Genomic DNA, 18,800 nt, shown 5'->3' with positions numbered 1-18,800 from the left:
TCCGCGTACCGCTGCGCTGCTCGGCGGTGCCTCAACGGCCGGCCCGGGGCATACCGCCCACCGCCGCTGACACGCTGGGGGCGAACTGTCCGCCTCGACGGTCGATGGGCGCGCAGGTCTCTGACGTTGGAGGCGCCTGCCCGCGTCGCACACCCCCGAAGCCCGGCATGCGGTGCGGGACGGGCGATCCCCTCTGCGCCGCTGAGGAGCGCAGCTTCAGGCGGCTCGCGAAGCGGGGATCCGCTCACTTCGCGCAGCGAAGTTATGCGGATACCAAAAAGGGCCGCGCGAGTTTGAGCGCAGCGAGTTTGCGCGGACCCCGCCTGAAGCGAGCACCGCAAGGGAGCCCGAAGGGCCGGCGCAGTGGGGTCGACTGGCCCGTACCGCGTGCCGGGCGCCCGCCCCGAAGACAACGAAGAAGACATCAAGCAGCCCTCCGCAAGCTGCTCACGTCATCCACGGTACCCAGATACGCCTCGATCACCTTCGCATCCGACTGCACCTCCAAAGGTGTCCCGGAAGCCAGCGCCTCCCCCATGTTCATCGCCAGCACCCGGTCCGACACCTTCGACACCAGCGACATGTCGTGCTCCACCATCAGCACCGAGATGCCGAGCTCTTGCTGGATGTCCTGGATCCAGAAGGCCATGTCGGCCGTCTCCTCGACATTGAGGCCGGACGAAGGCTCGTCGAGCAGCAGCAGCTTGGGTTCGGTGCACAGCGCCCGCGCCAGCTCGACCACCTTGCGCACGCCGTAGGGCAGGCCCGCGACCATCGAGTCGCGGTGGTGCTGCAGGTCGAGCAGGTCGATCACCTGCTCGGCCTTCTCGCGCGCCTCGATCTCGGCGCGGCGGGTGGCGGAGGTGAAGAACACCTCGCTCCAGAAGCCGGTCTGGCGGTGCGTGTGGCGGCCGATCAGCAGGTTGTGCAGCACGGTCGCATGTTCGAACAGCTCGATGTTCTGGAAGGTGCGCGCAATGCCCAGCGCCGCGATCTCGTGCGGCGCCTGCTCGGTCAGCGCCAGCGGCGCAGCGCCGCCATGCCAGACGATCTCGCCGGTGGTCGGCGTGTAGATGCGGCTGATCAGGTTGAACACCGTGGTCTTGCCGGCGCCGTTGGGACCGATCAGCGTGAAGACCTCGCCGCGGCGGACCTCGAAGCTGACCTTGTTGACCGCCAGCACGCCGCCGAAGCGCACGCTCAGGTCCCTGGCGGAAAGCAGGATGTCGGATGTCGTCATCTGAGTCGGTCCGACTTGGTGAAGGACTTCTGCCGCTTGAACAGGCCGCGCCGGTAGAACGGGAACAGCTGCAGCCAGGTGCGCACCTTGAGCCAGCGTCCATAGAGGCCGAGCGGCTCGAACAGCACGAAGCCGATCAGCACCAGCCCATAGACCAGGCCCTGCAGGCCCGGCGCCTGGCCGATCGCGGCCGGCAGCCAGTCCTTGGCCGACGCGATCAGCTGCGGCATCGCTATCAGGAAGATCGCGCCCAGGAAGGCGCCATGCACCGAGCCCAGCCCGCCGATCACCACCAGCAGCAGCAGGTCGATCGACTGCAGGATGTTGAACTGGTCGGGCGAAATGAAGCTCAGCTTGTGGGCGTACAGCGCGCCGCCGAGCCCGGCCAGCGCGGCCGAGATCGCGAAGGACGTCGTCTTGTAGCGCGCCAAGTGGATGCCCATGCTCTGCGCCGAGATCTCGGAATCGCGAATGGCGACGAAGGCGCGGCCGGTGGGCGAGCGCAGCAGGTTCAGGATGGCCAGCGTGCACAGCACCGCGATGACCAGGCACACCAGGTAGAAGCTCTCGCTCGAGTTCAGCTCCCAGCCGAACAGGCTCGCCGACTTCACGTGCAGCCCCGAGTTGCCGCCGGTGACGCTCTCCCAGCGCGCGAACACCTCCTCGACGATGAAGCCGAAGGCCAGCGTCGCGATGCCGAGGTAGATGCCCTTGACGCGCAGGGCCGGCAGCGCCACCACCACGCCGACCGCCGCCGACAGCGCCGCGGCCGCGACCAGCGCGATCGGGAACGGCACCCCCATGTTGCTCAGCACCGCCTGCGTGTAGGCCCCGGTGCCGAGGAAGGCCGCGTGGCCGATCGAGAACTGGCCCGTGAAGCCGGCCAGCAGCATCAGGCCGAGGCCGACGATGCCGTAGATCAGCACGAAGGTCAGCTGTGCCAGCCAGTACTCGGGCACCACCCACGGCGCCGCGATCAGCGCCACGCCGAGCAGGCTGTACCAGAACACGTGGCCGCCGTGCTTGGCGAGATCGATGTCCTGCGAGTAGCTGGTCTTGAAGATGTAGCGCATGAAGAACGGCCTAGACTTTCTTGCGCAGTTTTTCGCCAAAGAGGCCGTTGGGCTTCACCATCAGCATCACAAGCACCACGATGTAGGGCGCCGTGTCCTTGAAGCCGTCGGGCAGGTAGAAGCCCGCGAACGATTCGACGATGCCGATCACCAGGCCGCCGACGATCGCGCCCGGCAGGCTGCCGAAGCCGCCCACCACCGCGGCCGGAAAGGCCTTGAGGCCGATGAAGCCCATGTTGGCGTGCACGAAGGTGATCGGCGCCAGCAGCATGCCGGCGATCGCCGCCACCGCCGCGGCCAGTCCCCACACCAGTCCGTTGAGGCGCTTCACCGGAATGCCCATGTAGTAGGCCGCGAGCTGGTTCTGCGACGAGGCCTGCATCGCGATGCCGAGCTTGCTGTAGCGGAACATCGCGAACAGCAGGCCGCAGAGCACCGCGGTAGCGACGATGATGGCCAGCTGCTCGAGGTTGACGACCAGCTCGCCCAGCTTCCAGATCTGGTCCTTGTAGGGCACCGGCAGCGTGTGGGTCTCGGTGCCGATGCCCGGGATCATCGTGACCAGCCCGCGCGCCACGTAGCCGATGCCGATGGTCAGCATCACGATCGAGAACTGCGGCTGGCCCAGGATCGGACGGATCACGACCAGTTCGAGCAGCACGCCGAGGGCGACCATCGCCGCCACCGCCAGCAGCGCGGCCAGCCAGAAGGGCAGTCCGAACAGCGACATGCCGGCGAAGGCGCAGAAGGCGCCGACCATCATGAGCTCGCCCTGCGCGAAGCTCACGGTCTCGGTGGCCTTGTAGATCAGCACGAAGCCCAGAGCGATCAGGCCATAGATGCAGCCTTGTGCGATGCCTGAGAGCAGGAGCTGAAGTATTTGCAAGTAGGTCTCGTTCGGGTTTCGCGGTTTATAGCGGTGACTCGCCCCCGCGACGCAGAGGGTTGTCCCGCATCGGCTTCTTCACGCGGCGCTCCGCGCGCGCTTCATTGGTGCACGGCGAGCCGCCGCGATCCGGCCAGGATGTCGCTGGGACGCAGGCCGTAGACCTGCCGGATCGAGTGGCTGAAATGGGTCGAGTCGGGATAGCCGGTGTCGAGCGCGATGTCGGTCAGCGTGCTGCTCTGGCGCACATGGCGCAGCAGGCTGCGGGCGCGCTTCCAGGCCCGGAAGGCGCGGAAGGTCAGGCCGGTCTCCTGCTTGAACAGATGCAGGAAGCGGGAGAACGAGAGCCCCACCGAGGCAGCGCATTGCTCGGCCGAGGTGGGCGCCGCCGGATCGGCGTTGATGCATTCGATCACCTCGCGGATGCGGGCGTCGAGCGGCCGCGCCGCCAGCGGCGCACCGAAGAACAGCGTGTCGAAATCGAAGCGGTCGAAGCTCTCGCGTCCCGAGGCCTCGGCCAGTTGCACGTGCACGTCGCGCACGCGCTGCACGAAGGCCGGCGCATCGGCTGGCCCGCAGTGCCGGAGGAAATCCGGCAAGCGGGCCGGGTCGACGAATTCGGGTTCGATCAGCAGATTCAGGATGCTGCGGTGCTCGGTCTCGATCTGGTGCGGCACCAGGGGCGGTACCACCATCAGCTCGCCGCTCTGCCAGGCGCCGCCACCGATGCGAATCCGCAGCACCGCACCGACGGGCGAAAGATAGACGCCGTGTCCGCCCATGCTGCGCTCCGTGGCTGCGCCCAGCAGGCCGGCGTAGAACACGCGCTGCGAGGTGATCCACATGAGGCGCTCGTCGCGGTCGTTGCCGCGCGGCGCGCGCTTCGCTTGCCTGCTGACCAATGCCGTCTCCTCCGCTGAACGACGGCCGGCCCGGTGGCCGGCGTCGCCATGGGTCGATCGTAGCGGCGGACGCTTGAAAAATGCCGTCCGCGGCGCGGGGGTTTTCCCCTCTAGCTGTTCAATGACTCATTGCTCGAATCGAATGCGACTCGGTCGACCAAGCCTACGCCGACAAGGGTCTTCCCCTAATTTAGAAGCTTCGAGCCAATTCGCGGCAGCTTGCGGGAAAGTTCCGCTTGTCGGTACTGCGGTACCTGGGCAGGATCGCGGTCGACGCCGCATGGTCGCGGCGCAAGCCTATTGGACGAGCAGTGCGAGATCTTTTTTGAAGTTGACGGGAATTGACGGCGAATCGCAGGATGCAAAGCATGTCGGAGAAATTGACGTGCTGTGCTGGGATTGGAAGATCACTCAAAAATCCAGCATGCATTCCGGCAGCGGTGGCGGCGCGGGGAAGGCGACTGTCGGGGACTTAGTCTTTGACCACTACATCGACCGCGCATCGCCCAATTTGTTTAAATATTGCGTGACTGGCAAGCATATCGAAACGGCCGTGCTTGTCGCTCGCAAAGCTGGAGGCTCGCCGCTCGATTATTTCAAGATGACGATGAACGATGTCATTGTCACGGGCGTCTCATCTTCGCTTTATACAACGATGCCGAGATTGAGAGAAGAGATTCGACTCTCTTTTGCCCGAGTGACTCAAGAATATGTCATTCAAAATGCGCAAGGTGGTTCCGATGGCACCGTGTCGGCGGCTTTCGATATTCAAGCAAACAGAGAGATTTRAAAAGGATTGAGGATGCTATTCATCGATAGAAACGGACTTGTCGACGCCGAAAAAGTCAAGCTCAAGATTTTTCCTTTGATTGAAAATCGCCCAATGGGGACGGTAAACGGTATTGTGGTCCATCAGACTGGCGGGTCTACGGCTGACGGGGCCTACAGTTCCTATTCCAAATTGCAGCCAAATGGCAAGCGACCAAATGGGGCTCATTTCATGATCGAGAAGGACGGCACGATTTATCAGACTGCGTCGTTGCATAAGACAACCAATCACGTCGGCGACTTGCAATCGAGATGTCTTCTCAAGAAAAAATGCAGCAATGTCGACTTGCAGGCAGCACGAAAGCTGGATCAAACCAAAAGCAACAGGGCTCGGGCGGATGCGACCAATAAGGTGGAGTTTGCGAAGCCATTCCCCGATAGATTCCCCTATAACGCCGACTCGATAGGCATAGAAATTGTGGGTGCGCCGACAAGGGAGTCGAACGAGGAAATTTATGAGCGAGTCAATGCTGCGCAAAATGCATCCTTGCAATGGCTCGTCAAAGAACTGGCAGAGACGTTAAATGTCTCTATGCAAGAAATCTATCGACATCCGGAGATTGGGCGCAAAAATCTAACCGAGGCCAGTACCGCAAAATGGTGAAGAAGCTATTTGTTGTTTTGGTTGCGTTATGCAGCGCTTTGCCTGCAGCGGTGCAGGCGCGAACTGTCAAGAGCGTAAAAATTGTGAAAACGGGCTTGGATATGGGGCCAGACCCAAGAAATCCGCCTGATATGTGCACGCCATTTAAGCCAACTCCAAGCCAGGTGAAGCGCTTCTTCACCAAGGCATACCCGATTCCCGATATTGTTGTATTCAAAGATCGGTACACCCCCTGTCATGCAACTGGGACTATCGAATTCAGCGATGGTCATTCGGCAAAATGGAGAATTTATTCCGGCGGAACCGCAAAACTTGAATTCGACGCAGGGGGTTCGGTTCACCTTTTTTACAAGGATCGAAAATGGTACGACCCGACCGCCTGCACATACGGAAATGATGTTCCCTCTGTGTGCTGACCCCTCTGTGCGTCCGATGCTGCTCGTGCCCTCCCGAATCGCATTTGATGCGACTCGAAGTATCGAACGAAGGGCCCGCGCTCAGCGCAGCGCGCGGCGCAACTCCGCCGCGCAGATCGAAACCGCCGTCTGGGCCTCGTCGAGCAGCCGCCCCATCGTGATGAAGCCGTGGATCTGGCGCTCGAAGCAGACGTAGCTCGTGCGGTTGCCGGCGGCGGTGAGCGCGCGCGCATAGTCCAGGCCTTCGTCGCGCAGCGGGTCGTAGCCGGCGGTCAGCACCAGGGCCGGCGGCAGGCCCGCGAGGTCCTCGTGCAGCAGCGGCGAGGCGCGCCAGTCGAGGTCGTGCGCCGCATCGGTGATGTACTGGTCGTGGAAATAGCGGATGGTGTCGGCGGTCAGCACGTAGCCCTGACCGTTGCTGACATGCGAGGGATGGACGCGGCGCATGTCGGTCGCCGGATAGATGAGCAGCTGGTAGGCGATGGGCAGGTCGCCGGCGTCGCGGGCCGCGATCGCGGCCACGGCCGCCAGGTTGCCGCCGGCGCTGTCGCCGCCGACCGCGAGGCGGCCGGGATCGACGCCGAGTGCCCCAGCCTGCCGGCGAACCCAGCGCGTGGCCGCGAGCACATCGTCGACCGCCGCCGGAAAGCGATGCTCGGGGCCCATGCGGTAGTCGACCGCCACCACGGCGCAGCCCGACAGGTTGCAGAGCTCGCGGCACAGCGTGTCGTGGGTGTCGAGGTCGCCGATGGTCCAACCGCCGCCGTGGTAGTACACCAGCACCGGCAGGACGGCAGAGGCCGCGGCGCCCAGGGGCCGGTAGAGCCGCATCGGGATCGCGCCCTGCGGCGCCTCGGCCCGAAGTTCGCGCACCTCGGCCACCTCGCCGGGATCGGGCTGCGTCAGGGCCCGCCGCTCGCGGTAGAACTTGCGGGCGTCGGCCGGCGTCAGCGTGTGCGTCGGCGGCACGCCGCGCTGCACGAGGAGGTCGATGAAGGCCTGGGCTTGGGGATGCAGCATCAGAGGGGCTCCGGCAATCGAGAAGATCAGGCTTGTCTTGGCTTCACGCGCGAGGCCGCTTCCTTGGCGTTGCGGCGCGCGGTGTCGATGTCGGCCGCATGCGCCAGCGCCACGCCCATGCGCCGCTTCGTGAAGCTCTCGGGCTTGCCGAACAGCCGCAGGTCGACGCCCGGCACCGCCAGCGCCTCGGCCACGCCGTCGAAGACGATGCCGGTGGCGTCGACGCCGCCGTAGACCACGGCACTGGCGCCCGGGCTCTTGAGCGTGGTGTCGACCGGCAGCCCGAGGATCGCCCGGGCATGCAGCTCGAACTCGTTCTGCCACTGGGTCGCCATCGTCACCATGCCGGTGTCGTGCGGCCGCGGGCTGACCTCGCTGAACCAGACCTGCTCGCCCTTGACGAACAACTCGACGCCGAACAGGCCCTGGCCGCCGAGGTCGGCGGTCACGGCCTGCGCGATCCGCTGCGCCTTCTGCAGGGCGGCCGGCGCCATCGGGTGCGGCTGCCAGCTCTCGACATAGTCGCCGCTCACCTGCACGTGGCCGATCGGCTCGCAGAACTGCGTCTGCACCACGCCGGTGCCGTCGAGGGCGCGCACGGTCAGCAGCGTGATCTCGTAGTCGAAGTTGATGAAGCCCTCGACGATCACCCGGCCGTGGCTGACCCGGCCGCCGGCCATGGCGTAGTCCCAGGCCTTCTGCACGTCGGCCGGACCGTCGATCTTGCTCTGGCCCTTGCCCGAGCTGCTCATCACGGGCTTGACGATGCAGGGATAGCCGATGCCCGCGTCGATCGCGGCTTGCAACTCGGCCAGTGAATCGCAGAACTTGTACGGGCTGGTCGGCACGCCCAGCGTCTCGGCGGCCAGCCGGCGGATGCCCTCGCGGTCCATCGTGAGGCGGGCCGCCCGCGCGGTCGGAATGACGCGCACCACGCCGGCGTCCTCCAGCTGCTGCAGCATCGGCGTCGCGATGGCCTCGATCTCGGGCACCACCAGCTGCGGCTTCTCGGCCTCGATCAGCGCCTTCAGCTGGTCCGGGTCGCTCATGGTGATGGTGCGGGCGTGGTGCGCGACCTGCTGGCCGGGCGCGTTGTCGTAGCGGTCGACCGCGATGGTCTCGACGCCGAGGCGCTGGAGGGCGATCAGCACCTCCTTGCCGAGCTCGCCGGAGCCGAGCAGCATCACGCGGGTGGCGGAAGGGGAAAGGGGCGTGCCGAGGGTGGTCATGGGTCGGTTCGTGGCGGGAAGGATGAACGCGGGACTTTAAATCACTCGCGCCGCATTCGGCACTGTCACGGACGGCAACGCGGGCGGCCGCGCTCTGTTCCACAATCTCCGCCACGGGATGCCGTCCGCGGGCGGCGGCGCCCTCCTCTTTCATTCTTCAGTTCAAGGAGCATTTCTCATGGCAATCCAGACGGTCGGCATCATTGGCGCGGGCACGATGGGCAACGGCATCGCCCAGGCCTGCGCTGTCGCAGGCGTCAACGTGGTCATGGTCGACATCGCGCAGGCCGCGGTCGACAAGGGCGTCGCCACGGTGGCGGGCAGCCTCGACCGCCTGATCAAGAAGGACAAGCTCACGGCGGCCCAGAAGGACGCCGCGCTGGCGCTGATCAAGGGCTCGACGAACTACGACGACCTGAAGTCGGCCCAGCTGGTGATCGAGGCCGCGACCGAGAACCACGCGCTCAAGCTCAAGATCCTCCAGCAGGTCGATGCGCTGCTGGCGCCCGAGGTGATCATTGCGTCGAACACTTCGTCGATCTCGATCACGCAGCTGGCCGCCGCGACCTCGCGCGCCGACCGCTTCATCGGCATGCATTTCTTCAACCCGGTGCCGATGATGGCGCTGGTCGAGATCATCCGCGGCTACCTGACCAGCGACGCGACGCACGACGCCGTGAAGGAACTGGCGGTGAAGCTCGGAAAGTCGCCGATCACGGTCAAGAACGCACCGGGCTTCGTGGTCAACCGCATCCTGGTGCCGATGATCAACGAGGCCTTCTTCGTGCTCGCCGAGGGCCTGGCGACCGCCGAGGACATCGACGCCGGCATGAAGCTCGGCTGCAACCAGCCGATCGGCCCGCTGGCGCTGGCCGACATGATCGGGCTGGACGTCTGCCTGGCGGTGATGGAGGTCTACCTGGCGCAGTTCGGCGATTCGAAGTACCGGCCGTGTCCGCTGCTGAAGGAGATGGTCGCGGCCGGTCAGCTCGGCCGCAAGACCGGGCGCGGCGTGTACAGCTACTGAGTCGAAGCTGAAGACCTTGCGGGACAGACCAAGAAACGGCGCAGCAGTTCTTGCTCTGTCCCCAAATGCTGAGACCTTGCGGGACAGACCAAGAGACTGCGCAGCAGTTCTTGCTCTGTCCCCAACTGATTAAGGAGACAACCGCAAATGACCACCACACCGACCCACCCGCCCGCCGAAGGCTGCATCGACACCCAGGTGCTCGACCACGTGCTGCTGATCGGCATCAATCGGCCCGCCAAGCGCAACGGCTGGACGCCGCCCATGTTCAAGCAGCTCGCCGAGGCCTACACCCGGCTCGACGACGACCCCGGGCTGCGCGTGGGCGTGCTGCATGCCTTCGGGGACCATTTCACGGCCGGCCTGGACCTGCCGGCCGTGGCCGAGTACATGCGGCGCGGCGAGAAGGCGGTCCCGCAGGGACTGGTCGAACCGCACGACTTCGGCATGGCCGGCTACCGCCGGCGCACCAAGCCGATGGTGGTGGCGGTCAAGGGCATCTGCTTCACGGTCGGCATCGAGCTGATGCTCGGCGCCGACATCGTGGTGGCGGCCGACAACTGCCGCTTCTCGCAGATGGAGGTGCAGCGCGGCATCATGGCCACCGGCGGCGCGACGCTACGGATGGCCGAGCGCGCGGGCCTCGGCAACGCGATGCTGCACCTGCTCACGGCCGACGAGTTCGACAGTGCCGAGGCCTTCCGCCTCAACTTCGTGCAGCGGGTGGTGCCGGCCGGCCAGGAGTTCGACGAGGCGCTGCGCATCGCGCATCGGATCGCGGCCCAGGCGCCGCTGGCGGTGGTCGCGACCCGGCTCAACGTCATCAAGGCGATCGAACAGGGGCCGCTGGCGGCGGTCGAGGAGTTCATCCCGGTGCAGCAGCGCCTCGCGAACAGCGAGGATGCGGCCGAAGGCGTGCGCTCCTTCGTCGAACGCCGGCCCGCGCGCTTCAGCGGCCGTTGATGCATCGGCTGCGGCCCCCATGACGGAGGCCGCAGCAGGGAAAGACCCTGCAGTCCGAATTATATTGTGCGCAATTTAATTGCTCGCTACAATTCGCTCCATGCCCGCCGCAACGATCCCCGCCGACGACCTGCTGAAGCTGGACAACCAGCTCTGCTTCGCGGTCTATTCGGCCTCGCTCGCGATGACGCGGCTCTACAAGCCACTGCTCGAGAAGCTCGGCCTCACCTACCCACAGTACCTGGTGCTGCTGGTGCTGTGGGAGCACGACGGGCTCACGGTGTCCGAAGTCGGCGAGCGGCTGTCGCTCGACTCGGGCACGCTGACGCCGCTGCTCAAGCGGCTCGAGGCCAATGGCCTGGTGGCGCGCATCCGCGACGTCGCCGACGAGCGCCGCGTGCATGTGAATCTCACGGCCGTGGGGCGAAAGCTCAAGGCGCGCGCCGCCGACGTGCCGGGCTGCCTGATTTCCGCCTCGGAGTGCTCGGTGCCCGAACTCATTTCGCTGACTCAGCAGATCCAGTCCTTGCGCGACCGCATCAAGAAGGCCGCATGAACAAGCCCCCACGCTCCGTCACTTCGTGTACTCGCTGCCCCCCGAGGGGGCCCAGTCCGCCTTGGGGCGGCCCGGCGGCGGACTGAGCCTCTCATCCCCATTCCGTTTTCCCTCCTCCCTCCACCACCACTGCAAAGGAATCACCATGACCACCAAGCTCGACAAGGTTCTCTACACCGCCCAAGCCCACACCATCGGCGGCCGCGACGGCGCCGGCAAGTCCAGCGACGGCGCGATCGACGTCAAGCTCAGCCCGCCCGGCTCGGGCAAGCCGGGCACCAACCCCGAGCAACTGTTCGCGGTCGGCTACGCCGCCTGCTTCATCGGCGCCATGAAGGCCGTCGGTCCGAAGATCAGCGTCAAGGTGCCGGACGACGTCGCCATCGACTCCAGCGTTTCGCTCGGCCCGATCAACGAAGGCAAGGCCTACGGCATCGCGGTCAAGCTCGCGATCACGCTGCCGGGCCTCGACGACGCGCAGAAGAAGCTGCTGGTCGACACCGCGCACCAGGTCTGCCCGTACTCGAACGCCACCCGCGGCAACATCGACGTCGAACTGTCGATCGCCTGATCGACCGATAGCGCCAGCCCGGCCCGGCGTCGCCTGCGCGACGGCGGCCGGGCTTTTCTTCATGCGCTCGACGCAGGTCTGCGCTAATGTTTCTGGATGAGCACAGAACAATTGCTGATCCGCAAGGACGACCTGTCTTCCACCCGCCTGCGCAGCAGCGCCGACGAGCGGCTGGGCGACGGCCAGGTGCGCGTGCGCATCGAGCACTTCGCGCTGACCTCGAACAACATCACCTATGCCGCCTTCGGCGAGGCGATGAGCTACTGGCAGTTCTTCCCGAGCGGCGAGGAGGGCTGGGGCAGCATCCCGGTGTGGGGTTTCGCGACCGTGTCGCACTCGCTGCATCCGGGGGTCGCGGTGGGCGAGCGGCTGTACGGCTACTTCCCGATGGCCTCGGCCGTGGTGCTGACGCCCTCACGGCTCTCGCCCGAACGCTTCACCGACGCCGCGGCGCACCGCAGCGCCCTGCCCGCGGTCTACAACCAGTACTTCCGCTGCAAGTCCGATCCGCTCTACACGGCGGGCACCGAGGACATCCAGGCGCTGCTGCGGCCGCTGTTCATTACCTCGTGGCTGATCGACGACTTTCTCGACGACAACGATTTCTTCGGCGCCCGTCCGGGTGCCGCGCTGCTGTCCAGCGCGTCGAGCAAGACGGCCTACGGCACCGCTTTCCAGCTGGCGCAGCGCGAAGGGATCGAGGTGATCGGCCTGACCTCGGCCGCCAACAAGGCCTTCTGCGAAAGCCTGGGCTGCTACCACCGGGTGCTGGCCTACGAAGAACTGGACCAGGTTGCGGCCGACACGCCTTGCGTCTATGTGGACTTCGCCGGCAACGCAGCGCTGCGGCGCGCGATCCATACCCGCTTCGCGAACCTGAAGCACAGCGCGTCGATCGGCGGCACGCACGTCGACCAGCTGGCGGCCAGCGGGTCCGGCAAGGATCTGCCGGGGCCTCGCGCGACCCTCTTCTTCGCGCCGGCGCAGATCAAGAAGCGGACCGCCGAGTGGGGTGGCGAGGCCTTCGGGCAGCGGATGGTCCAGGCGTGGCATGCATTCATTGCGCGGGTCGGGGATGCGCAGGCACCCTGGCTGCGGGTCGCGCGGCACCAGGGCGCGGCCGAAGTGCAAGCGGCCTACAACGAAGTTCTGGCGGGTCGGGGGGATCCTCGCGTGGGCCACATCCTTTCGCTGGCCGAGTCGGCGACCGACCAGCGCCCCCAGGCTGTCAAGTGAGCAAAACCTCGACGCCCTTTGCTTCCACCCGCTGAAGCAGCTTGGCGGCGGCGCCCGTTCCGGGCGCGATGACGAAGTTGGCCTTGGCCCCGGCCCTCGTCGCCGCGCGGCGCTGAAGCCACGTCATCGTTTCCTTTCCGGGCTCCGGCAGTTCGCGTCGGTGGACGACTCTGGGGTTGTCACGCAACGCACGCACTGCGCGACGGTGCGCCGCCAGCCCCCCGAGGAGCATGTCGTCGACGACGAGATCCGGGTCATTGACGATACGGCTGCCGGCCATGTGGCCCTTTGTTTGTGCCGAAGCGGCGAATTCCAGGCACCATCTTGATCAAAGAGTCATTAGTTGCACAAATGATCATTTCAAAACAAGGACATGTCAGACTAATTCTCTATTTCATCGGCATTTCTCTAGATACCAAGGTAAATATTCGTCTATCTTTATAAATTTCAATGATCATTTGATCCACGTATTGACAATAGATCAAAGAAAGCAATACTCCATTTCGCTCGCACCCATCCATCGATCACGGTCGAGCGACCAGGGAGACAAGAAAAATGAATGTGGCGATCGGCTGCGACGGCGCGGCTTCGGGGCTCAAGACCTTGCTGATGGCGCACCTGCGCGCGCAAGGCCATCAACTCACCGACTTCGGCACCCACGGTGAGGAAGACGCGCTCTACCCGGACATCGGCATCGCGGTCGCCGAAGCGGTCGCCAACGGCAAGCATGAGCGCGCGATCCTGCTCTGCGGAACCGGCATCGGCATGGCCATCTCGGCCAACAAGGTGGCCGGCATCCGCGCCGCGCAGGCGGACGCCCCATGAACACCCCCCTGCTCAAGGCCGACGGGGTTGCCAAGCGCTTCGGCGGTGTACCGGCCCTCATCGACGGCCGCCTCACGCTGGAACGGGGCAGCGTCCACGCCCTGTGCGGCGGCAACGGCGCGGGCAAGTCGACCTTCCTCAACATCCTCATGGGCATMCTGCGGCGGGACGGCGGCAGCGTCCGGGTCAGGGACCAGCTGGTCGACTTCCAGGGACCCGACGACGCCCTGCGCGCGCGCATCTCGATCATCACGCAGGAGCTCTCGCCGATTCCGGGCATGAGCGTCGCCGAGAACATCTATCTCGGCCGCGAGCCCCGGCGCCTCGGCGTCGTCGTGGACTACGCGCGCCTCTTCGCGATCGCCGGCGCGTTGATGGATCGCCTGGCCTTCGACATCGACCCGCGCGCGCCGATGCAACGTCTGAGCCTTGCGCAAACCCAGTTGGTCGAGATCGCCAAGGCCTTCAGCCACGACAGCGAGATCATCATCATGGACGAGCCGACCTCGGCCATCGGCGAGCGCGAGACCGAGGTGCTGTTCGATGCCATTCGCAGCCTCACCGCCCATGGCGCCGGCATCGTCTACGTATCGCATCGGCTGTCGGAGATCTTCCGCATCGCCGATCGCTACACGGTGTTCCGCGACGGCGCCTTCGTCGAGAGCGGCCTGATCGGCGACATCGACCGCAACCACCTGGTCAGCACCATCGTCGGCCGGACGCTGAAGCCGGCCGAGAAGGCGCGCCGCGCGCCCGGCGCGCCGGTGCTCCAGACCATCGCGCTGGGGCGCCGCGGAGAGTTCTCGGACATCTCGCTGACCGTCCACAAGAACGAGGTGCTGGGGATCTACGGCCTGATGGGCGCGGGACGCAGCGAGTTCCTCAACTGCATCTACGGCCTGAGCAAGCTGCAGCATGGCGAGATCAAGCTATGCAGCAGGAGGCTCGCGACGGGAAGCCCTTCGCGCAGCATCGCGGCCGGGCTCTCCCTGGTCACCGAGGACCGCAAGGAGACCGGGCTCGTCCTGACCAGCTCAATCGCCATGAACATCGCGCTGTCGGCTTACCGGCGCATGACGACGCTGTCGCTGGTCCACACCGGCGAAGCCCGCAAGCTGGTGACGACGATGGTCGAGCGCATGCGCATGAAGACCCGCTCGACCGAGCTGCCGGTCTCGTCCATGAGCGGAGGCAATCAGCAGAAGGTGGTGCTCGCGCGCTGCTTCTCGACCGCGCCGATGTGCCTGATGTGCGACGAGCCGACCCGGGGCATCGACGAAGGCGCCAAGCAGGAGGTCTATCGCCTGCTGGACGCGTTCRCACAGTCCGGCGGCGCGGTGCTGCTGGTGTCGTCGGAGGCGCAGGAAGTCCTGGACGTCAGTGATCGGATCGCGATCTTCAAGGCGGGTTGCCTGGTTGCCGTCGTCGACGCCGACCACGCCACTCAAGAGCAACTGCTTCACCTGGCCTCGTGATGACCCACAACACCCTCTCCTTGCCCACCGGCGCCAGCCGCGATGCGCCGAACGTGCGCGAGCTCTACGCCCGCTACGGCATCCTCGCCGCCCTGCTCGGGGTCTGCATCGCACTGTCCTTCGCCAACGAGTTCTTCATGACCTGGGGCAACTGGGCCGACATCCTGCGCCAGACCTCCATCAACGGCATCCTGGCCGTCGGCATGACCTACGTGGTGCTCACCGGCGGCATCGACCTGTCGGTCGGCGCCATCCTGGCCTTCTCGGGCATCGTCAGCGCCTGGCTGGTCGCGAGCGGCGGCTCCTATGGCGTGACCGCCAGCGTCCTCGCGGGGCTCGGGGTCGGCCTGTCGCTGGGCGCAGTCAATGGCCTGCTCATCGCACACTTCTCCGTGCCGCCCTTCGTCGCGACGCTGGGCATGCTCAGCGCGGCGCGCGGCTTCACCTACATCTTCAACGACGGCATGCCGGTCTCCGACCTGCCGCCCGCCTTCCTCGCGATCGGCGACGCCCGCGTCGGCGGCGTGCCTTTGCCGATCCTCATCTTCGCGGCGGTCATCGGCGTCTTCTGGTTCGTGCTGCGCTACACCATCTACGGGCGCTACATCTATGCGGTCGGCGGCAACGTGAAGAGCGCCAAGACCAGCGGCATCGGCACCCGCAAGGTGGTGTTCGCGGTCTACGCGGTGAGCGGGCTGCTGGCCGGACTGGCCGGCATCCTGCTCGCCGCCAGAACCACGGCCGCGCTGCCCCAGGCCGGCGTCTCGTACGAGCTCGACGCGATCGCCGCGGTGGTCATCGGCGGCACCAGTCTTTCGGGCGGCACCGGATCGCTGGCGGGCACGCTGCTCGGCGCGCTGCTGATCGGCGTCATCAACAACGGCTTGAACCTGCTGGGTGTCTCGTCTTACTACCAGCAGGTGATCAAGGGCGTGATCATCGTCGGCGCCGTGCTGCTCGACACCTCGCGCAAGAAGAACACGTAGGCGTTTTTTCACCAAGGGAGACAACCATGAAGCGACTGAAGACTCTGGCATCGGCCGTGGCACTGGCCGTGACGCTCGCGAGCGCGGCAACGGCCCACGCGCAGGACAAGCCCCTGCGCGTCGGTGCCGCCATCTACGGCCTCAAGGGCGAATTCATGCAGATGTGGAGCGCGCAACTGAAGGCCCACCCGTCCGTGATGGATGGCTCCGTCAAGGTCACGATCTTCGACGGCAACTACGACGCCCTCACGCAAAGCAACCAGTTCGACACCATGATCACGCAGAAGTACGACGCGATCATCTTTGTGCCGATCGACCTGAAGGCCGGCGCCGCGCCGGTGCAGAAGGCGATCAAGGCCGGCATCCCGGTCGTCGGCTCCAACACCCGCGTGTCCGGCGATGTGCTGACCTCCTATGTCGGCAACGACGACGTCGTCGCCGGCCGCATGGAAGCGGAGGCACTCATGAAGAAGATCGGCGGCAAGGGCAACATCGTCGTCATCGAGGGCCCGATCGGCCAGTCGGCGCAGATCGAGCGTGCCAGGGGCAACGACGAAGTGCTGGCGAAGCATCCCGAGGTCAAGGTGCTGGCCCGCAAGACCGGCAATTGGTCGCGCGCCGAATCGATGTCGCTGATGGAGAACTGGCTGACCGCCTTCCCCGGCAAGATCAACGGCGTCATCGCGCAGAACGACGACGAAGCGCTGGGCGCGGTGCAGGCGATCAAGTCCAAGGGCATGGACATCGCGAAGATTCCCGTGGTCGGGGTCGACGGCATCGCCGCGGCCATCGGCGCGGTGCAGCGCGGCGAGATGACGACCAACTTCCAGGACGCGCAAGCGCAGGCGCAAGGCGCGATGGACGTGGCGCTGCGCGCGATGAAAGGGCCTTCATACCAGCCGCGCTCCCCGATCTGGACCGAATACGCCGACCGGATGCCCTGGGGCGATGGCACGGCGAAGTCGTACACGGTCCCGTGGACCGAGATCACGCCAGCCAACGCGCAGGCGTTCCTCAAGAAGGTCAAGCCGCAGTGACGCACCAGGGGACGGCCATGCATTCGCAGTGGACCCACGGCTTCGATCTTTCCGGGCAGGCGGCGGTGGTCACGGGCGCAGCCAGCGGCATCGGCCTGGCGGCCGCAGAGCTGCTGTCGCGCTGCGGCGCCCGGCTCGCGCTGCTGGACCTTCGGCCCGAGGTGCTCGGCGTGGCGGCCGATCTCGAAGGCGGACTCGATCGCCATCTGGCCTGCCAGGTCGACCTGGAGGATCCTGACGCGATCGCCGAAGCCATCGCCCAGGCGCACGACCGCTTCGGCGCCGTCGACATCCTGGTCAACAACGCCGGCATCGCGCTGCTCGACAAGGCCGAGGATCTGTCCGCAGCGGCATGGGACAGGACGATGGCCGTGAACCTCAAGGCCCCTTTGCTGCTCGCGCAAGCCGTCGGCTGCGGCATGAAGCAGAGGCGCTACGGACGCATCATCAATCTGGCCTCGCAGGCCAGCGTGGTGGCGCTGGACCGCCACGCGGCCTACTGCGCCAGCAAGGCCGCGCTGGTCGGGCTGACCCGGGTGCTGGCGCTCGAGTGGGCACCCTACGGCATCACGGTCAACGCGATCTCGCCCACGGTGGTCGACACCGCGCTGGGCCGGCAGGCCTGGGACGGTGACCCGGGCATCGCCATGCGGGCGCGGCTCCCGGTCGGGCGCTTCGCCAGGCCCGACGAGATCGCCGGCCTGATCTTGTTCCTGTCGAGCGATGCCTCGGCCATGGTGACCGGAGAAAACATCCTGATCGACGGCGGCTACACCGCCCAGTGACAGGCAATCCAGAGAGGAGACAGCGATGAAATTTCACGACCAGGACATGCTGGCGGTGGTGTGCCACGCACCCCAGGACTACCGGCTCGAGCGCGTCAAGCGACCCGCCGCCGGCATCGACGAAGCAGTGATCCGGATCGCCGCCTGCGGCATCTGCGCCAGCGACTGCAAATGCCACGCGGGCGCGGCCCGCTTCTGGGGCGACCCGCAGAAGAACAAGCCGGCCTACGTCAAGCCGCCGGTCATTCCCGGCCATGAGTTCTGGGGCCACGTGGTCGAGCTCGGTCCGGGCGCCGACGCGCACCATGGCGTCGCGATCGGCGACCGCGTCATCGCCGAGCAGATCGTGCCCTGCACGCGCTGCCGCTACTGCAAGACGGGCTTGCGCTGGATGTGCGAAGTGCACGACGTCCACGGCTTTCAACGGCAGGTGGCGGACGGCGGCATGGCGGACTACATGCGATTGTCGAAGCGCGCGGTGATCCACAAGATTCCCGATCACATCTCCTTCGAGGATGCCTCGGTGACCGAGCCCTTGTCGTGCGCGATCCACGCGGTCAACCGGGCCGACATCCAGCTCGACGACGTGGTCGTGATCGCGGGCGCCGGCACCCTGGGGCTGCTGATGGTGCAGGTGGCCCGCCTCAAGACGCCGAAGAAGCTGATCGTGATCGACATGGTCGACGAACGCCTCGAGCTGGCGCGGGGCTTCGGTGCCGATGTCGTGATCCATCCAGGCCAGGAAGGTGCCGAGGCCGTCGTGCGCGCACTGACCGACAACTACGGCTGCGACGTCTACATCGAAACGACTGGCGCGCCGGCCGGCGTCATTCAGGGCCTGAACATGATCCGCAAGCGCGGCCGCTTCGTCGAGTTCAGCGTGTTCGGGCGCGACACCACGGTCGATTGGTCGATCATCGGCGAAGAGAAGGAACTGGACCTGCGCGGCGCCCATCTGAGCGGCGACTGCTATCCGATCGCGATCGACCTGCTCGCGCGCGGCCTGGTGAGCTCGGCGGGCATCGTGACCCACAGCTTCGCGTTGTCAGAGTGGGACACGGCGATCAGGCTGGCGGATTCCATGGATTCGATCAAGGTGCTGCTGAAGCCGAGCGCTTGAGCCTGCCGCTCGGCATCCAGC

Annotated in this window: 20 protein-coding genes and 1 pseudogene; 14 read left to right on the top strand and 7 right to left on the bottom strand. The window is 65.9% G+C overall.

Going from position 1 to position 18,800, the window contains the following annotated elements:
* Positions 1-424: 424 nt before the first annotated feature.
* The 4 genes from AC1D2E_RS12245 to AC1D2E_RS12230 form a co-directional block, all read right to left on the bottom strand.
* Complete coding sequence (locus AC1D2E_RS12245; protein ID WP_478197653.1) at positions 425-1,240, bottom strand: ABC transporter ATP-binding protein; 816 nt, start codon at positions 1,238-1,240, stop codon at positions 425-427.
* Positions 1,237-2,313, bottom strand: a complete 1,077-nt coding sequence (locus tag AC1D2E_RS12240) for a branched-chain amino acid ABC transporter permease (RefSeq protein ID WP_478197652.1) — start codon at positions 2,311-2,313, stop codon at positions 1,237-1,239. The genes AC1D2E_RS12245 and AC1D2E_RS12240 overlap by 4 nt, the downstream gene beginning before the upstream one ends.
* 10 nt (positions 2,314-2,323) lie before the next feature.
* The gene (locus AC1D2E_RS12235) at positions 2,324-3,199 is read right to left on the bottom strand and encodes a branched-chain amino acid ABC transporter permease (protein ID WP_478197651.1); all 876 of its coding nucleotides are present in this window, start codon (positions 3,197-3,199) and stop codon (positions 2,324-2,326) included.
* A gap of 101 nt (positions 3,200-3,300) precedes the next feature.
* Positions 3,301-4,044, bottom strand: coding sequence for a helix-turn-helix transcriptional regulator (locus tag AC1D2E_RS12230; protein ID WP_478197665.1), 744 nt, complete (start codon positions 4,042-4,044; stop codon positions 3,301-3,303).
* A gap of 337 nt (positions 4,045-4,381) precedes the next feature.
* Between AC1D2E_RS12230 and AC1D2E_RS12225 the strand changes: the two genes are divergently transcribed.
* Genes AC1D2E_RS12225 through AC1D2E_RS12215 form a run of 3 tightly spaced genes read left to right on the top strand, consistent with a single transcriptional unit; the run spans position 4,382 to position 5,949 of the window.
* On the top strand, positions 4,382-4,891 hold the full coding sequence (locus AC1D2E_RS12225) for an Hcp family type VI secretion system effector (protein ID WP_478197664.1): 510 nt from the start codon (positions 4,382-4,384) through the stop codon (positions 4,889-4,891).
* Between the two features lie 12 nt (positions 4,892-4,903).
* The gene (locus AC1D2E_RS12220) at positions 4,904-5,533 is read left to right on the top strand and encodes a peptidoglycan recognition protein family protein (protein WP_478197663.1); all 630 of its coding nucleotides are present in this window, start codon (positions 4,904-4,906) and stop codon (positions 5,531-5,533) included.
* Positions 5,527-5,949, top strand: a complete 423-nt coding sequence (locus AC1D2E_RS12215) for a hypothetical protein (RefSeq protein WP_478197650.1) — start codon at positions 5,527-5,529, stop codon at positions 5,947-5,949. The genes AC1D2E_RS12220 and AC1D2E_RS12215 overlap by 7 nt, the downstream gene beginning before the upstream one ends.
* A gap of 81 nt (positions 5,950-6,030) precedes the next feature.
* On the opposite strand, the gene AC1D2E_RS12210 is transcribed toward AC1D2E_RS12215, so the two are convergent.
* The gene (locus AC1D2E_RS12210; protein WP_478197649.1) at positions 6,031-6,969 is read right to left on the bottom strand and encodes an alpha/beta hydrolase; all 939 of its coding nucleotides are present in this window, start codon (positions 6,967-6,969) and stop codon (positions 6,031-6,033) included.
* A gap of 26 nt (positions 6,970-6,995) precedes the next feature.
* Positions 6,996-8,198, bottom strand: a complete 1,203-nt coding sequence (purT, locus tag AC1D2E_RS12205) for a formate-dependent phosphoribosylglycinamide formyltransferase (RefSeq protein ID WP_478197648.1) — start codon at positions 8,196-8,198, stop codon at positions 6,996-6,998.
* Between the two features lie 178 nt (positions 8,199-8,376).
* Here purT and AC1D2E_RS12200 point away from each other — a divergent pair, with 178 nt between their 5' ends.
* From AC1D2E_RS12200 to AC1D2E_RS12180, 5 genes are all read left to right on the top strand, one after another.
* Positions 8,377-9,225 (top strand): 3-hydroxybutyryl-CoA dehydrogenase, encoded by an 849-nt coding sequence (locus tag AC1D2E_RS12200; protein WP_478197647.1) that lies wholly within the window; start codon positions 8,377-8,379, stop codon positions 9,223-9,225.
* A gap of 147 nt (positions 9,226-9,372) precedes the next feature.
* A complete protein-coding gene (locus AC1D2E_RS12195) occupies positions 9,373-10,188 on the top strand; it encodes a crotonase/enoyl-CoA hydratase family protein (protein WP_478197646.1) in 816 nt (271 codons plus the stop codon).
* Positions 10,189-10,288: 100 nt separating this feature from the next.
* On the top strand, positions 10,289-10,744 hold the full coding sequence (locus AC1D2E_RS12190; RefSeq protein WP_478197645.1) for a MarR family winged helix-turn-helix transcriptional regulator: 456 nt from the start codon (positions 10,289-10,291) through the stop codon (positions 10,742-10,744).
* Positions 10,745-10,889: 145 nt separating this feature from the next.
* Positions 10,890-11,315, top strand: a complete 426-nt coding sequence (locus tag AC1D2E_RS12185) for an organic hydroperoxide resistance protein (RefSeq protein WP_478197644.1) — start codon at positions 10,890-10,892, stop codon at positions 11,313-11,315.
* Between the two features lie 96 nt (positions 11,316-11,411).
* Positions 11,412-12,551 (top strand): DUF2855 family protein, encoded by a 1,140-nt coding sequence (locus AC1D2E_RS12180; protein ID WP_478197643.1) that lies wholly within the window; start codon positions 11,412-11,414, stop codon positions 12,549-12,551.
* Here the strand turns inward: AC1D2E_RS12180 and AC1D2E_RS12175 are convergent.
* On the bottom strand, positions 12,544-12,831 hold the full coding sequence (locus AC1D2E_RS12175) for a hypothetical protein (protein WP_478197642.1): 288 nt from the start codon (positions 12,829-12,831) through the stop codon (positions 12,544-12,546). The genes AC1D2E_RS12180 and AC1D2E_RS12175 overlap by 8 nt on opposite strands.
* Before the next feature lie 275 nt (positions 12,832-13,106).
* On the opposite strand from AC1D2E_RS12175, the pseudogene AC1D2E_RS12170 reads away from it, so the two are divergent.
* The 6 genes and pseudogenes from AC1D2E_RS12170 to AC1D2E_RS12145 all read left to right on the top strand — a co-directional run.
* Positions 13,107-13,361, top strand: a pseudogene (locus AC1D2E_RS12170) (RpiB/LacA/LacB family sugar-phosphate isomerase); the annotation flags it as partial.
* Positions 13,362-13,372: 11 nt separating this feature from the next.
* Positions 13,373-14,851 (top strand): sugar ABC transporter ATP-binding protein, encoded by a 1,479-nt coding sequence (locus AC1D2E_RS12165; RefSeq protein WP_478197641.1) that lies wholly within the window; start codon positions 13,373-13,375, stop codon positions 14,849-14,851.
* On the top strand, positions 14,851-15,837 hold the full coding sequence (locus AC1D2E_RS12160; protein ID WP_478197640.1) for an ABC transporter permease: 987 nt from the start codon (positions 14,851-14,853) through the stop codon (positions 15,835-15,837). Before AC1D2E_RS12165 ends, AC1D2E_RS12160 begins: the two co-directional genes overlap by 1 nt.
* 26 nt (positions 15,838-15,863) lie before the next feature.
* Positions 15,864-16,874: a substrate-binding domain-containing protein gene (locus AC1D2E_RS12155; RefSeq protein WP_478197639.1), complete on the top strand. Its 1,011-nt coding sequence runs from the start codon at positions 15,864-15,866 to the stop codon at positions 16,872-16,874.
* Between the two features lie 17 nt (positions 16,875-16,891).
* Positions 16,892-17,659, top strand: a complete 768-nt coding sequence (locus tag AC1D2E_RS12150) for a GolD/DthD family dehydrogenase (protein ID WP_478197638.1) — start codon at positions 16,892-16,894, stop codon at positions 17,657-17,659.
* 25 nt (positions 17,660-17,684) lie between these two features.
* Positions 17,685-18,779 carry an alcohol dehydrogenase catalytic domain-containing protein gene (locus tag AC1D2E_RS12145; protein WP_478197637.1) on the top strand — a complete coding sequence of 365 codons (1,095 nt, stop codon included), beginning with the start codon at positions 17,685-17,687 and terminating at the stop codon, positions 18,777-18,779.
* Positions 18,780-18,800 lie beyond the last annotated feature (21 nt).

This window comes from Variovorax sp. P1_H2, from assembly GCF_056405295.1.
This window is presented reverse-complemented; position numbering and strand designations above follow the sequence as displayed.